Source organism: Azospirillum sp. TSH100 (assembly GCF_004923295.1).
Lineage (GTDB): Bacteria > Pseudomonadota > Alphaproteobacteria > Azospirillales > Azospirillaceae > Azospirillum.
The window spans coordinates 543,294-557,950 of sequence record NZ_CP039638.1; the positions used below are offsets into that span (position 1 = coordinate 543,294).

The following is a 14,657-nucleotide window of genomic DNA, read 5'->3' on the forward strand; positions in this document are numbered from 1 at the left end:
CTAGACCGGGTCGCCCGGCGCGGTGAAATAGCGCGGATAGTCGCGGCGGATGTCGGCGACCGAAATCTGCAGATCGTCCAGATGGTCGTCCAGCGCCTTGATGGCGGCCGCGGGATCGTTGGCCGCCACCGCATCGAGGATGGCGGCATGCTCCGCGATCACCTCGGTGATGCGGCCGCGCACCGGCAGGGTCAGCAGGCGGTAACGGTCGATCTGCACCTTGGTCTGCTGGATCAGCGTCCAGAATCCGGGATAGCCGGCGATCTCCGCGATCAGCGCGTGGAACGACTCGTCGGCCTGGTGGAAGCCTTCGTAATTGGCGGCTTCCTGCATCTCGCGCTGCAATTCCAGATTGGCGCGGAGTGCCGCGATCTGGCTGCGGCTGGCCCGCGCCGCGGCATAGCGCACCGTCGCCTCCTCCAGCGCCTTGCGGATGGCGAAGGCTTCCGGCAGGGCGTCCAGGGGGATGCGCGACACGAAGGTGCCGGATTGCGGGAAAATCTCGATCAGCCCCTCGTCGGCCAGCTTCAGCACCGCCTCGCGCACCGGGGTGCGGCTGACGCCGTAGGTCTCGGCGATCTGCTTTTCGGCGATGGCGTCGCCGGGCTTGCGCTTCAGCGAGACGATCTCCGCCCGCAGGTCGCGGTAGATGCGCGACGCCACGGTCGCGGCGCGGCGCGGCGGGCGGACCGCCGCCACCGGGGCCGCCGCGCGGCGCACGGTTGCGGAAGCCAGGCCGCCCTCATCCTCTGTCGTCGCGACCTTCTTCACCAATGGCTCCATTCCGGCAGGCATGCAGATGTCGTGGGGCGGCGGTCCGCCATACGCGAGATGTTCCTCATCCCCAGCAATCTACCCATCCCTCTTCGTCAACGTCAAATCCATCGCCAGCTTCTCTTGTGGATCGGGTGCGGCGACTGGGCGCAGCCTTCACAGCCGCCGATGCCCGATCTGCGGAACGATTGGGCTTGCAATCAGATCTGATATATTAATATTATACAGCCAGCCGGTAGGGACGGTCCCCCGCACGGACCCCGCCTTTTCCCCACCCTGCTTTTGCCCTTCTCTTGCAGCGTAGAGGCTTCCGATGCTTCACCCCGACCGTCTTTTCCCGAGCGACCCGACGCAACGTGCCATCGCGCGCCGCCTGTACGGCGAAGTCGCCGCCCTGCCGATCGTCAGCCCGCACGGCCACACCGATCCGTCCTGGTTCGCCCAGAACGAGGCGTTCCCCGATCCGGCCAGCCTGTTCGTCAAGCCCGACCATTATGCATTCCGCATGCTCTACAGCCAGGGAATTCCGCTGGAGCAGCTGGGCGTTCCGCGCAGGGACGGCGGGGAGACCTCGACCGACTCGCGCGCCATCTGGCGCCTGCTGGCCAGCAACTGGCACCTGTTCCGCGGCACGCCGACCTCGATGTGGCTGACCCACGCCTTCGAGACGGTGTTCGGCGTCACCGAGCGCCTGAGCGCCGCCAGCGCCGACCGCATCTACGACCAGATCGAAGACTGCCTGCGCAAGCCGGAATTCCGCCCGCGCGCCCTGTTCGAGCGCTTCAACCTCGAAGTGCTGGCGACCACCGAATCGCCGCTCGACCCGCTGGTGCACCACAAGGCGATCCGCGAGAGCGGCTGGAAGGGCCGGGTCATCACCGCCTTCCGTCCCGACCCGGTCGTCGATCCGGAGTTCGAGGGCTTCCGCGACAATCTCGCCGAGCTGGCCCGCATCACCGGCCAGGACACCGCGACCTGGGACGGCTATCTCGCGGCACTCGCCGACCGCCGCCTCTATTTCAAGAGCTATGGCGCCACCTCGACCGACCACGGCCACCCGACGGCGGCGACCGCCGATCTGCCGCGCGCCGAGGCCGAGAAGCTGTTCGACATCGTGCGCCGCGGCGGTGCGACGGCCGAGGAGGCCGAGCTGTTCCGTGCCCAGATGCTGACCGAAATGGCGCGGATGAGCCTGGAGGACGGTCTGGTCATGCAGATCCACCCCGGTTCCTTCCGCAACCACAACACCCTCGTGTTCGAGCGTTTCGGCCGCGACAAGGGTGCGGACATCCCGAGCGGCACCGAGTATGTGCGGGCGCTGAAGCCGCTGCTCGACCGCTTCGGCAACGAGCGCGACCTGACCATCATCCTGTTCACGCTGGATGAGGACAGCTATTCCCGCGAGCTGGCGCCGCTGGCCGGCCATTACCCGGCGCTGCGCGTCGGCCCGGCCTGGTGGTTCCACGACAGCCCCGAGGGCATGCGCCGCTACCGCGAGATGATCACGGAGACCGCCGGCTTCTACAACACGGTCGGCTTCAACGACGACACCCGCGCCTTCTGCTCGATCCCGGCCCGCCACGACGTGTCGCGCCGCGTCGATTGCAGCTTCCTCGCCCGTCTGGTCGCCGAGCACCGGATGGAAGAGGACGAGGCCGCGGACCTGGCCGTCGACCTCGCTTACCGCCTCGCCAAGAACGCCTACAAGCTGTGATTGCCCGGCCGCGCCGGACCCCGTTCCGGCGCGGCCCAGCTTACTCCTCAAGGACATCTTCCCATGGCATCGCTGACCATCCGCCTGCACCCCGCCGACAACGTCGTCGTCGCCGGCGCCGACCTGGAGCCCGGCACCACCCTGCCCGGCACTGAAGTGGCGACCACCGGGCCGGTGCCGGCCGGGCACAAGGTCGCGGTGCGCGCCATCGCGCCGGGCGAGCCGGTGCGCAAGTACAATCAGGTCATCGGCTTCGCCACCACGGCGATCCAGCCGGGCGACCATGTCCACGTCCACAACATGGGCATGGGCAGCGATTTCGAGCGCGATTACGCCTTCGGCGCCGACGTCCATCCGGTCGAACCGATCCCGGAGGCCGAGCGCGCCACCTTCCAGGGCATCCTTCGCCCGGACGGCCGCGTCGCCACCCGCAACTATATCGGCGTGCTGACCTCGGTGAACTGCTCCGCCACCGCGGCGCGGATGATCGCCGACCATTTCCGCGGTCCCGCGCTCGCCGCCTATCCCAACATCGACGGCGTCGTCGCCCTGACCCACGGCTACGGCTGCGGCATGGCCGGCAGCGGCGAGGTGATGGACACGCTGCGCCGGACCATCGCCGGCTACGCCCGCCACCCGAACTTCGCCGCCGTCATCCTGCTGGGTCTCGGCTGCGAGGTGAACCAGATCGACAAGCTGATGGAGGCCACCGGCCTTGAGGAGGGCGCCCGCGTCATCCCCATCGGCATCCAGGACATGGGCGGCACCGCCGCGGCGGCCCGCGAGGGCATCCGCCGGATCGAGGCGCTGCTGCCGGAGATCAACGACGTCACCCGCCAGACCCTGCCGGCCAGCCACCTGACGCTGGCGCTGCAATGCGGCGGCTCCGACGGCTATTCGGGCATCACCGCCAACCCGGCGCTGGGCTATGCCGTCGACCTGCTGGTGCGCAACGGCGGCACCGCCGTGCTGAGCGAGACGCCGGAGGTCTATGGCGCCGAGCATCTGCTGACCCGCCGCGCCGTCCGCCGCGAGGTGGGCGAGGCGCTGGTCGAGCGCATCGGCTGGTGGGAGGAGTACACCAGCCGCACCGGCGGCGAGATGAACAACAACCCGTCGCCCGGCAACAAGAAGGGTGGCCTGACCACCATCCTGGAGAAGTCGCTGGGCGCGGTCGCCAAGGGCGGCACCACCCCGATGACCGCCGTCTACCGCTATGCCGAGCCGATCACCGACAAGGGCTTCGTCTTCATGGACACCCCCGGCTACGATCCGGTGTCGGCGACGGGGCAGGTGGCGGGCGGCGCCAACGTTCTGTGCTTCACCACCGGCCGCGGCTCCGTCTTCGGCTGCAAGCCGACGCCCAGCCTGAAGCTGGCGACCAACAGCGCGCTGTTCCGCCGGATGCCGGACGACATGGACATCGATTGCGGCGCCATCGCCACCGGCGACGCCTCGATCGAGGAGGTCGGCCGCGCGATCTTCCAGCTGGTGCTCGACACCGCGTCGGGCCGCAAGACCAAGAGCGAGGAGCTCGGCGTCGGCGCCGACGAATTCGCCCCTTGGCAGATGGGAGCGGTCATGTAAGGGGTCCTGCCCCTTATCGGAAACCGTAGACGAGCCGGCGCCATGCCCGACAGTTCCCCCCCTCTCCCTGGCTCCCGCACCGACGCCGGTCCCGAACCGGTGAACGCGCCGCAGACCCCGATCCAGCCAACTGGACCGGGGGTCAAGGGCACGGAGCCGATGCGGGCGATCCTGCTGGTGGTGCTGGCGGTGGCCTGCCTGTCCTGCTCCGACGCCACGGCGAAATATCTCGGCCGCACCCTGCCGCCGGCCGAGATCGCCTGGATGCGCTATGTCGTCTTCACCGCGCTGGTGATGCCGCTGGCCCTGCGCGGCGGCTCGCTCAGCGTGCTGAAGACGACGCGGCCGGGGCTTCAGGTGGTGCGCGGCCTGGGCATGCTCGGCTCGGCCCTGTTCTTCATCATGGCGATGCAGCATCTGCCGCTGGCCGAAGCCGCGGCGATCAGCTTCGTCTCCCCCGTCTTCGTCACCGTGCTGTCGATCCTGCTGTTGGCCGAGAAGGTCGGCATCCGCCGCTGGGCGGCGCTGCTGGTCGGGCTGGCCGGCGTGCTGATCGTCATCCGGCCGGGAGAGGACGGTTTCCAGCCCGCCTCGCTGCTGCCGATCCTGACCGCCTTCAGCTGGGCGCTCGGTCTGGTGGTGACGCGCAGGATGACGGTGCAGGAAAACCCGCTGACCACCATGGTGTGGAGCGCGCTCACCGGCCTGATCGTGCTGACCGCCCTGCTTCCCCTGCATGCGGCATGGCCGACGCCGTGGGAGATGCTGCTGGGGGCCTTCATCGGGCTGGTCTACACCGCATCGCAATGGCTGCTGATCCTGGCCTACCGCCAGGGCGAGGCATCGGTGCTGGCGCCCTTCACCTATGTGCAGCTGATCTGGTCGACGGCGCTGGGATACCTCGTCTTCGGCGCGGTGCCCGACCAGTGGACCTTCGTCGGCACCGGCGTGATCATCGCCAGCGGCCTCTACACCGCCCACCGCGAACGGATGCGGGCACAGCTGCGCCGCTCCGCAGCGTCATGAACAGGAAGTCGCCGGGGCGATCCCCGGCTTGTGGAGAAGAAGCATGACCGACACGCCCAACCGCGTCGCCGCGCTCGGCGAATGCATGATCGAGATGTTCCGGCGGCCGGACGGGTCGCTGACCATGGGCTTCGGCGGCGACACGCTGAACACCGCGGTCTATCTGGCGCGTCTGGGCACGCCGGTCGACTATGTCACCGCTCTCGGCGACGACAGCATCAGCGACGACATGGTGAAGGCCTGGGCGGCCGAAGGGGTGGGCACCGGCCACGTCCTGCGCGTGCCGAACCGCCTGCCCGGCCTCTACATGATCGAGACCGATCCCAGCGGCGAGCGCCGCTTTCTCTACTGGCGCGACCGGGCGCCGGCCCGCGAACTGTTCGCCCTGCCCCAGACGCCGGAGCTGTCCAGGGCACTGGAGGGCTACGGCATCGTCTATCTGTCCGGCATCAGCATCGCCATCCTGGGCGAGCAGGGCCGCGAGCGCCTGTTCGAGCTGCTGGAGCGGGTCCGTGCGCAGGGCGGCAAGGTCGCCTTCGACACCAACTGGCGCCCGCGCCTGTGGCCGGACATCGAGACCGCCCGCGCCGCCTTCGACCGCATGCTTGCGCTGACCGACATCGCGCTGCCCGGCGTCACCGACCTGCGCGACCTCTATGGGGATGCCGATGCCGACGCCGTTCTGGCCCGCGTCCGCAAGGCCGGTGTGGCCGAGATCGTCCTGAAGCTGGAACAGCCCGGCTGCATCGTGATCGAGAATGGCGAAGCGATCGAGGTGCCCGCCCTGAAGGTCGCCACCGTGGTCGACACCACGGCGGCCGGCGACAGCTTCAGCGCCGGCTATCTGGCATCCCGCCTGCGCGGCGAGGGTCCGGCCGACGCCGCCCGCGCCGCCCACAAGCTGGCCGCCGCCGTCATCCAGCACCGCGGCGCCATCATCCCGCGCGACGCCATGCCGGCCTGAGCGCCGGTTTCAAGCCGACATATCAGCCTTCCGCCGCCAGTTCGCGGCGGAAGGCACGGCCCGCCATCTGCGCGACGGCGGTGAGCGCCGCCTCGTCCGCGCCGTCACGCGCCGCCGCCGACATTCCCCGCATCGTCATCGTCACGAAATCCGCCAGCGTGTCGGCCCGCTCCGGCGCCTCCCCGGCGATGAAGTCGCGGATCGCCGACACGCCGGCCTTGCGCATCGCCCCGGCCAGCGCACAGGCCTCCGCATCGGCGCTGTTGCGCGCGCCGTCGAGCACGAGGCAGCCGGCCACGCCGTTGCGCTCCGGATAGAGGCGCGCCGCCAGCAGCAGCGTGCGTTCGATCACCTCAGCCACGCCGCCGCCCTCCGCCCGCGCCCGGGCGAAGATGTTGGCCTCCCCCGCCGCATAGCGCTGAAGCGCCCGCTCGAACAGCCCGGCCTTGCTGCCGAAGGCCGCATAGAAGCTCGGCGGCTTGATCCCCAGTTCGGTGCCCAGTTCGGCGACGCCCACGGCGTCGTAGCCGCGCGCGTGGAACAGCCTCATCGCGGTCTCGACCGCCTCGTCCACGTCGAAGGACCGCCGCCGTCCCCGCGATCCGGAGGATTCTGTAGCGACCACTATATTTTCTCCTTGCGCAAATCCCTCGCCCGCATTTATATAGCGCTCACTACATTTTCTCAAGGAGCACATCATGGGTGAGTTCACCGGCCGCAAGATCCTGGTCCTCGGCGGCAGCCGCGGCATCGGCAAGGCCATCGTCCGCCGCTTCGCCAAGGCCGGCGGTGCGGTCGCCTTCACCTATGCCGGGTCGAAGGACGCCGCCGAGGCGCTGGCCGCCGAAACCGGCGCGGAGGCCATCCAAACCGACAGCGCCGACCGCGACGCCCTGATCGCCACGGTGGCCGACCGCGGCGCGCTGGACGTGCTGGTCGTCAATGCCGGCACGGCGATCCTCGGCGATCCGCTGACCTTCGATCCCGACGCCGTCGACCGGATGATCGACATCAACGTCCGCGCGCCCTACCACGCGGCGGTCGAAGCGGCCCGGCGCATGAATGACGGCGGGCGCATCATCGTCATCGGCTCGGTCAACGGCGACCGCATGCCGTTTGCCGGCGGGGCCGCCTATGCCCTGACCAAATCGGCGGTCCAGGGCATGGTGCGCGGCCTCGCCCGCGATTTCGGCGACCGCGGCATCACCGTGAACGCGATCCAGCCGGGTCCGACCCACAGCGACATGAACCCGGCCGACGGCCCGATGGCGCCCGCCATGCACGGCTTCATGGCGATCAAGCGCCACATCGACGCCGACGAGGTCGCCGAACTGACCGCCTATGTCGCCGGCCCGCATGCCGCGATGATCACCGGCTCGTTCCAGACCATCGACGGCGGCTTCGGCGCCTGACGGCGAATCAATGGAAGAGGCCGAAGGGGCGGTCCGGTCGGAACGCCCCTTCATGGGCCAGCAGCCAGCGCTTGCGCTCCATCCCGCCGCCATAGCCGGTCAGCGTTCCATCCGATCCGATCACCCGGTGACAGGGCACGACGATGCCGACCGGGTTGGCGCCATTGGCATGCCCCGCCGCCCGCACCGCCGCCGGCCGCCCGGCCAGCACGGCAAGCTCGCGATAGCTGACGGTGCCGCCACAGGGGATCCCGCGCAGCGCCGCCCACACCGCCCGTTGGAACGGCGTCCCGCCGGTGCGCACCGGCAGCCGGTCGATCACCGCAAGCTCGCCCGCGAAATAGGCATCCATCGCCCGAGTGAACCCGCCCGGATCACGGGACAGGCGCAGTTCGTAGCCGCCGGGATGGTGCAGGCGCAGCAGCCGGTGCAGCCGGTCCTCATGGTCGGTCCAGTCGATGGCGCGCAGGGCGCCGTCTTCATCCGCCACCACGATCAACTCGCCGATGGGCGTCGCGGTGCGGTCGATCAGCAGTCTGGAGACGGCGGACATCACGGCACCCCCTATCCCGGTCGCATAGGTGCGCTGCCAAATTTGAAGGCAGCGCACCTCCAACGCAACCCTTTGATACAACGCAATTTCCTGTTTCCGCGCTTGCGAATTCCCATGCGTTTCTTGCGTATCGCCGCGAAAAGAGGCGCCAAAAGGCTGAGTTGCGTGCAATCAGCATGGCTGGCATGATGTGCCCATGCCTGTCCATACCGTCAGTTCTTGACCGAACAGTCAGCTTTTCCGCCGCCCAACGCCGTTGGCAGTGCTGGTTGGTTCTCTTGGCACGCGGGTTGCTGATGCTTCGGTAGACACGCCGCTCTGCGACCGAAGGGAAGCCATCCGCCATGACCCTGATCGCTACGCTTGCCACCGCCGAAGATGACCGCGCCTCGCCCTACACCGACCTGACCCCGGCGATGACGCCGGTGCAGGCGCTGGCCGAGTCGAACCGCTGCCTGTTCTGCTACGACGCTCCCTGCATCAAGGCCTGTCCGACCGGCATCGACATTCCGGCCTTCATCCGCTCGATCGCCACCGGCAACCTGAAGGGGGCCGCGACGACGATCCTGTCGGAGAACATCATGGGCGGCACCTGCGGCCGCGTCTGCCCGACCGAGACGCTGTGCGAACAGTCCTGCGTCCGCAACCGGGCGGAGGACCGCCCCGTCGCCATCGGCCGGCTGCAACGCCACGCCACCGACCGTCTCATTGACGGCGAACCGGCCCACCCCTTCGCCCGCGCCGCCGCCACCGGCAAGCGCGTCGCCGTGGTCGGCGCCGGTCCGGCGGGCCTGTCCTGCGCCCACCGCCTCGCCACCCTCGGCCATGAGGTGACGGTGTTCGAGGCGAAGGCGAAGTCCGGCGGCCTCAACGAATACGGCCTCGCCCCCTACAAGATGGCCGACGATTTCGCCCAGCGCGAAGTCGCCTTCATCCTCGGCGTCGGCGGCATCAGCGTGGAGCATGGCCGCAGGCTGGGCGCCGACCTGTCGCTCCACAGCCTGCGCGCCGACTTCGATGCCGTCTTCCTCGGCGTCGGCCTGGGGTCCAACAACCGCCTCGGCATCCCCGGCGAGGAGCGCGCGGGCGTCGAGGACGCGACCGCCTTCATCGAGCGCGTCCGTCAGGCCCTCCCCGGCCAGCCGCCGGCGGTGGGGCGCAGCGTCGTGGTGATCGGCGGCGGAAACACCGCGGTGGACGCCGCCATCCAGGCCAAGCGCCTGGGTGCCGAGGACGTTACCCTGGTCTACCGCCGCGGCCGCGCCCAGATGGGCGCCACCGGCTGGGAGCAGGAGCTGGCCCAGACCGAGGGCGTCGTCCTCAAGACCTTCGCCGCGCCGAAAGAGATCGGCGACACCACCATCACCTTCGAGCGCACCCGCCTGACCGACGGCAAGCTGTCCGGCACCGGCGAGACCTTCACCCTCCAGGCCGACATGGTGCTGAAGGCGGTGGGGCAAAAGCTGTCGGCCGATGCCCTGTCCGGGCTGGAAATCACCGGCGGCAAGATCGCCATCGACAGCGCCTACCGCACGACGCTTGCCAAGGTCTGGGCCGGCGGCGATTGCGTCGCGACGGGCGAGGATCTGACGGTCCAGTCCGTGCAGGACGGCAAGCTCGCCGCCCTCGCCATCCACAGCCACCTGACCGCCTGAGGAAAGGGAGCCACATCATGGCCGATCTTCGCAGCACCATCGCCGGCATCCGCTCCCCCAACCCCTTCTGGCTGGCCTCCGCCCCGCCGACCGACAAGGCCTACAACGTCGTCCGCGCCTTCAAGGCGGGCTGGGGCGGCGTGGTGTGGAAGACGCTGGGCGAGGACCCGCCGGTGGTCAACGTCTCCAGCCGCTATGGCGCGCATCTCGACACCGACCGCCGGATGATCGGCTTCAACAACATCGAGCTGATCTCCGACCGGCCGCTCGCCGTGAATTTGCAGGAGATCATCGAGGTCAAGCGCGACTGGCCCGACCGCGCCATGGTCGTCTCGCTGATGGCCACCATGACGGAATCGGCCTGGGCCGGTCTCGCCCGCCGCATCGCCGAGACCGGGGCGGCCGACGGGCTGGAACTCAACCTCGGCTGCCCGCACGGCATGTGCGAGCGCGGCATGGGCTCCGCCATCGGTCAGGTGCCGGAGATGGTGGAGCAGGTCACCCGCTGGGTGAAGAACGCCGTCAATCTGCCGGTGATCGTCAAGCTGACCCCGAACATCACCAACATCCTGTGGTCGGCGGAAGCGGCCAGGCGCGGCGGCGCCGACGCCATCTCGCTGATCAACACGGTGAACTCCATCGTCGCGGTGGACCTCGACGCCATGGCCCCGACTCCGGTGGTCGACGGCAAGGGCAGCCACGGCGGCTATTGCGGCCCGGCGGTAAAGCCCATCGCGCTGAACATGGTGGCGGAGATCGCCCGCAACCCCGACACGCATGGCATGCCGGTCAGCGGCATCGGCGGCATCACCACATGGCGCGACGCGGCGGAGTTCCTGGCGCTGGGCGCCACCAACGTGCAGGTCTGCACCGCCGCCATGACCTACGGCTTCAAGATCGTCGAGGACATGATCGGCGGCCTGTCCAACTGGATGGACGGGAAGGGATACCGGACGCTGGACGAGTTGAGCGGGCGGGCGGTGCGCAACGTCGTCAACTGGAACGACCTGAACATGAACTTCTCGACCAAGGCGGTGATCGACCCCGCCTTGTGCATCGATTGCGGCCGCTGCCACATCGTCTGCGAGGACACCTCGCACCAGGCGATCCGCATCGACCAGGGAGAGGGCCGCCGCGTCTTCACCGTGGTCAACGAGGAGTGCGTCGGCTGCAACCTGTGCAGCCATGTCTGCCCGGTGCCGGACTGCATCACCATGGTGCCGGAGCAGACCGACCTGCCCTACGTCACCTGGCCCAACGACGCCCGCAACCCGATGCGCGTCCCAGAAGCCGCCGCCGAATAAGAACGCTGCACGACAACGACGTTCAGGAGAGAGCAACATGTCCACCCCGCAGAATGTCGCCGTGAACGGCTCGCGCCTGTGGCAGAGCCTGATGGACATGGCGCAGATCGGCGCCACGCCCAAGGGCGGCGTGTGCCGGCTGGCGCTGACCGACCTCGACAAACAGGGCCGCGACCTGTTCGTGCGCTGGTGCGAGGAGGCCGGCTGCACGGTCTCCGTCGACAGGATGGGCAACATCTTCGCCCGCCGCCCCGGCCGCGACGACAGCCTGCCCCCGGTCATCATGGGCAGCCATCTCGACAGCCAGCCGACCGGCGGCAAGTATGACGGCGTCTATGGCGTGCTGGCCGGGCTGGAGGTGGTGCGCAGCCTGAACGACATGAACTACGTCACCGAGGCCCCGGTGGAGGTCGCGGTCTGGACCAACGAGGAGGGCTCGCGCTTCGCCCCGGCCATGGTGTCGTCCGGCGTCTTCGCCGGGGTGTTCGACCTGGAGTACGGCCTGTCGCGCGCCGACCTCGACGGCAAGACGATGGGCGAGGAATTGGCCCGCATCGGCTATGCCGGCGACCGGGAGGTGGGGGGCCGCAAGGTCGGCGCCTATTTCGAGGCCCACATCGAGCAGGGGCCGATCCTGGAGGCCGAGGGCAAGACCATCGGCGTCGTCACCGACTGTCAGGGCCAGCGCTGGTACGAGATCACCTTCACCGGCCAGGAGGCCCATGCCGGCCCGACCCCGATGGTCCGCCGCAAGGACGCCCTGCTGGGCGCCGCCCGCGTGGTGGATGCGGTCAACCGCATCGGCATGAAATACGGCCCGCTCGCCTGCGCCACGGTGGGTCTGATGCAGATCCACCCCAACAGCCGCAACGTCATCCCCGGCCGCGTCTTCTTCACCGTCGATTTCCGCCACCCGGACGATGCCATCCTCGCCGCCATGGATGGCGAGCTGCGCGTCGAGGTGGAGCGCATCGCCGGCGAGATCGGGCTGGAGAGCGACTTCAAGCAGATCTGGTACTACGCCCCGATCAGGTTCGACGAGAACTGCGTCGCCGCCGTCCGCAAGGGGGTGGAGCGCACCGGCCACAGCTTCCGCGACATCGTGTCGGGCGCCGGCCACGACGCCTGTTACCTGTCCAAGGTCGCGCCGACAGGCATGGTCTTCATCCCCTGCATCGACGGCATCAGCCACAACGAGGTCGAGGAGACGACCCCTGAATGGTCGACCGCCGGCTGCGAGGTGCTGCTGCACGCCGTGCTCGACCGCGCGAATGCGATGGCCGAAGCTAGCCCTCTCCCCCCCGGGGAGAGGGTTGGGTGAGGGGGAGGCGCGGCAGGGTTTCCACAAAGATCCCGCAACGCATCCCCCTCACCCTGACCCTCTCCCCGCTATCGGCGGACCTATGGTCCGCCTGTCGCGTCAGCGCAAACGAAGTTTGCGCGTGAGCGGGGGGAGAGGGGACCAGTCCCGGCAATGAACGAGTGGTTACGAAAGCGATGGCGCGACCGGCTGCCGACACAGCAGACTCCACCCAGCCCCAGGGCCGCATCCGGCGTGAGAACGTCGAGCGCATCCTGAAGGCGGCCGAACGCGTCTTCGCCGAGGCCGGCTTCGCCGGCGCCACCATGGCCGACATCGCCGAGCGGGCCGGCCTGCCCAAGGCCAACCTGCATTACTATTTCGGCACCAAGGACGATCTCTACCGCGCGGTGCTCGACAATATCCTGCGGATGTGGCTGGCGCCGATCGCCTCCTTCACCCCCGACGCCGATCCGGCGGCGACGCTGACCGCCTATGTCACCGCCAAGATGGAGGTCTCGCGCAGCCGCCCGCACGCCTCCAAGGTCTTCGCCAACGAGATCCTGCATGGCGGCACCCAGGTAGACCGTTTCCTGGCCGAAGACCTGAAAGCGCTGGTCGACGCCAAGGCAGGCGTCATCGACGGCTGGGTCGCCGCCGGCCGCATGGCGCCGGTGGATGCCCGCCAGTTCCTGTTCATGATCTGGGCGGTGACCCAGCATTACGCCGACTTCGACGTCCAGATCCGCAAGGTGCTGGGCCGCCGCAGCCTGACCCGCCAGGACTTCGCAACCATGACGGTCGAAGTCCTGCGCATGGTGCTGCGCGCCGCCGGCCTGCCAGAGCCGCAGATGGCCGAACCCGACCTGTCCGAAACGCCCGACCACTCCGTCCCATCCATTTCCTGAGGGAGCGCCCGAGCATGTCCACCATCCTGATCCGCGGCGGCACCGTCGTCACCGCCGAGCATACCCGCCGCGCCGACGTCCTCTGCCAGGACGGCATCATCACCGCGGTGGGCGAGAAACTGGACGTGCCGGCGGGGGCCGAGGTGGTGGATGCCGGCGGCTGCTACGTCATGCCCGGCGGCATCGATCCGCACACCCACATGGAACTGCCCTTCATGGGCACGGTGACGACGGAGGATTTCTTCAGCGGCACCGCCGCCGGCTTTGCCGGGGGGACGACGATGATCATCGACTTCGTCATCCCCAACCCCAAGCAGAGCCTGATGGAGGCCTATCACACCTGGCGCGGCTGGGCGGAGAAGGCGGCCGGCGACTACAGCTTCCACGTCGCCGTCACCTGGTGGGACGAGAGCGTGCGGCAGGACATGGGCACGCTGGTGGCCGACCATGGCGTGAACAGCTTCAAGCATTTCATGGCCTACAAGAACGCCATCATGGCCGATGACGAGACGCTGGTGAACAGCTTCCAGCGCTGCCTGGAGTTGGGCGCCATCCCCACCGTCCATGCCGAGAACGGCGAGCTGGTCTTCCAGCTCCAGAAGAAGCTGCTGGCCCAGGGCCTGACCGGACCCGAGGCCCATCCGCTCTCCCGCCCGCCGGAGGTGGAGGGCGAGGCCGCCAACCGCGCCATCCAGGTGGCGAAGGTGTTCGGCGTTCCGGTCTACATCGTCCATGTCTCGGCCAAGGAGGCGCTGGCCGCCATCGAACGCGGCCAGAACGACGGCCAGCGCGTGTTCGGCGAGGTGCTGGCCGGCCATCTGCTGATCGACGACGGGGTCTACCGCAACCCCGACTGGGACTTCGCCGCCGGCCACGTCATGAGCCCGCCCTTCCGCCCGAAGGAGCATCAGGATGCCCTGTGGCGTGGCCTGCAGGCCGGGCACCTGCACACCACCGCCACCGACCATTGCTGCTTCTGCGCGGAGCAGAAGGCGATGGGCCGCAACGACTTCACCAAGATCCCGAACGGCACCGCCGGCATCGAGGACCGCATGACGGCGCTGTGGACCCACGGCGTCAACACCGGCCGGCTGACGATGAACGAGTTCGTCGCCGTCACCTCCGCCAACGCCGCCAAGATCTTCAACCTCTACCCGCGCAAGGGTTCGGTCAGCATCGGGGCCGACGCCGATCTCGTGGTGTGGGATCCGAAGGCGACCAGGACCATCTCGGCCAAGACCCAGATGCAGAAGGTGGGCCTGAACATCTTCGAGGGCATGACCGTCACCGGCACCCCGGCCTACACGCTGAGCCAGGGCCGCATCGTCCACGCGCTGGGCGAGAGCCGCGCGGTGCGCGGCGCCGGCCGTTACATCAACCGCCCCGCCTTCCCGCCGGTCTACGAGGCGGTGTCGAAGCGCAACGCCCTGAACGTCCCGGTGGCGGTGGAGCGGTAAGCA

13 protein-coding genes are annotated in these 14,657 nt (G+C 68.9%); 10 read left to right on the forward strand and 3 right to left on the reverse strand.

What is annotated here, in order from left to right; translation table 11 throughout:
- Complete coding sequence (locus E6C72_RS27895; protein ID WP_109085879.1) at positions 1-783, reverse strand: GntR family transcriptional regulator; 783 nt, start codon at positions 781-783, stop codon at positions 1-3.
- Between the two features lie 304 nt (positions 784-1,087).
- Here E6C72_RS27895 and uxaC point away from each other — a divergent pair, with 304 nt between their 5' ends.
- From uxaC to E6C72_RS27915, 4 genes are all read left to right on the forward strand, one after another.
- Positions 1,088-2,488, forward strand: coding sequence for a glucuronate isomerase (gene uxaC, locus E6C72_RS27900; RefSeq protein WP_109085878.1), 1,401 nt, complete (start codon positions 1,088-1,090; stop codon positions 2,486-2,488).
- A gap of 63 nt (positions 2,489-2,551) precedes the next feature.
- On the forward strand, positions 2,552-4,075 hold the full coding sequence (locus E6C72_RS27905; protein WP_109085877.1) for a UxaA family hydrolase: 1,524 nt from the start codon (positions 2,552-2,554) through the stop codon (positions 4,073-4,075).
- 42 nt (positions 4,076-4,117) lie between these two features.
- Positions 4,118-5,101 (forward strand): DMT family transporter, encoded by a 984-nt coding sequence (locus E6C72_RS27910; RefSeq protein WP_109085876.1) that lies wholly within the window; start codon positions 4,118-4,120, stop codon positions 5,099-5,101.
- A gap of 43 nt (positions 5,102-5,144) precedes the next feature.
- Positions 5,145-6,065: a sugar kinase gene (locus tag E6C72_RS27915; RefSeq protein ID WP_109085875.1), complete on the forward strand. Its 921-nt coding sequence runs from the start codon at positions 5,145-5,147 to the stop codon at positions 6,063-6,065.
- A gap of 22 nt (positions 6,066-6,087) precedes the next feature.
- Here E6C72_RS27915 and E6C72_RS27920 read toward each other — a convergent pair whose 3' ends face one another.
- Positions 6,088-6,690 carry a TetR/AcrR family transcriptional regulator gene (locus E6C72_RS27920; protein ID WP_109085874.1) on the reverse strand — a complete coding sequence of 201 codons (603 nt, stop codon included), beginning with the start codon at positions 6,688-6,690 and terminating at the stop codon, positions 6,088-6,090.
- A 73-nt stretch (positions 6,691-6,763) separates the two neighbouring features.
- Here E6C72_RS27920 and bdcA point away from each other — a divergent pair, with 73 nt between their 5' ends.
- On the forward strand, positions 6,764-7,477 hold the full coding sequence (gene bdcA, locus E6C72_RS27925; protein ID WP_109085873.1) for an SDR family oxidoreductase: 714 nt from the start codon (positions 6,764-6,766) through the stop codon (positions 7,475-7,477).
- A gap of 7 nt (positions 7,478-7,484) precedes the next feature.
- On the opposite strand, the gene ogt is transcribed toward bdcA, so the two are convergent.
- Positions 7,485-8,030 carry a methylated-DNA--[protein]-cysteine S-methyltransferase gene (gene ogt, locus E6C72_RS27930; RefSeq protein WP_109085872.1) on the reverse strand — a complete coding sequence of 182 codons (546 nt, stop codon included), beginning with the start codon at positions 8,028-8,030 and terminating at the stop codon, positions 7,485-7,487.
- Positions 8,031-8,374: 344 nt separating this feature from the next.
- On the opposite strand from ogt, the gene E6C72_RS27935 reads away from it, so the two are divergent.
- From E6C72_RS27935 to hydA, 5 genes are all read left to right on the forward strand, one after another.
- Positions 8,375-9,685 (forward strand): NAD(P)-dependent oxidoreductase, encoded by a 1,311-nt coding sequence (locus tag E6C72_RS27935; protein ID WP_109085871.1) that lies wholly within the window; start codon positions 8,375-8,377, stop codon positions 9,683-9,685.
- A 17-nt stretch (positions 9,686-9,702) separates the two neighbouring features.
- Complete coding sequence (preA, locus tag E6C72_RS27940; protein ID WP_109085870.1) at positions 9,703-10,989, forward strand: NAD-dependent dihydropyrimidine dehydrogenase subunit PreA; 1,287 nt, start codon at positions 9,703-9,705, stop codon at positions 10,987-10,989.
- Positions 10,990-11,026: 37 nt separating this feature from the next.
- Positions 11,027-12,310 carry a Zn-dependent hydrolase gene (locus tag E6C72_RS27945; RefSeq protein WP_109085869.1) on the forward strand — a complete coding sequence of 428 codons (1,284 nt, stop codon included), beginning with the start codon at positions 11,027-11,029 and terminating at the stop codon, positions 12,308-12,310.
- Positions 12,311-12,486: 176 nt separating this feature from the next.
- Positions 12,487-13,197: a TetR/AcrR family transcriptional regulator gene (locus tag E6C72_RS27955; protein ID WP_109085868.1), complete on the forward strand. Its 711-nt coding sequence runs from the start codon at positions 12,487-12,489 to the stop codon at positions 13,195-13,197.
- Between the two features lie 14 nt (positions 13,198-13,211).
- The gene (gene hydA / locus E6C72_RS27960) at positions 13,212-14,654 is read left to right on the forward strand and encodes a dihydropyrimidinase (protein ID WP_109085867.1); all 1,443 of its coding nucleotides are present in this window, start codon (positions 13,212-13,214) and stop codon (positions 14,652-14,654) included.
- Positions 14,655-14,657: the final 3 nt, after the last annotated feature.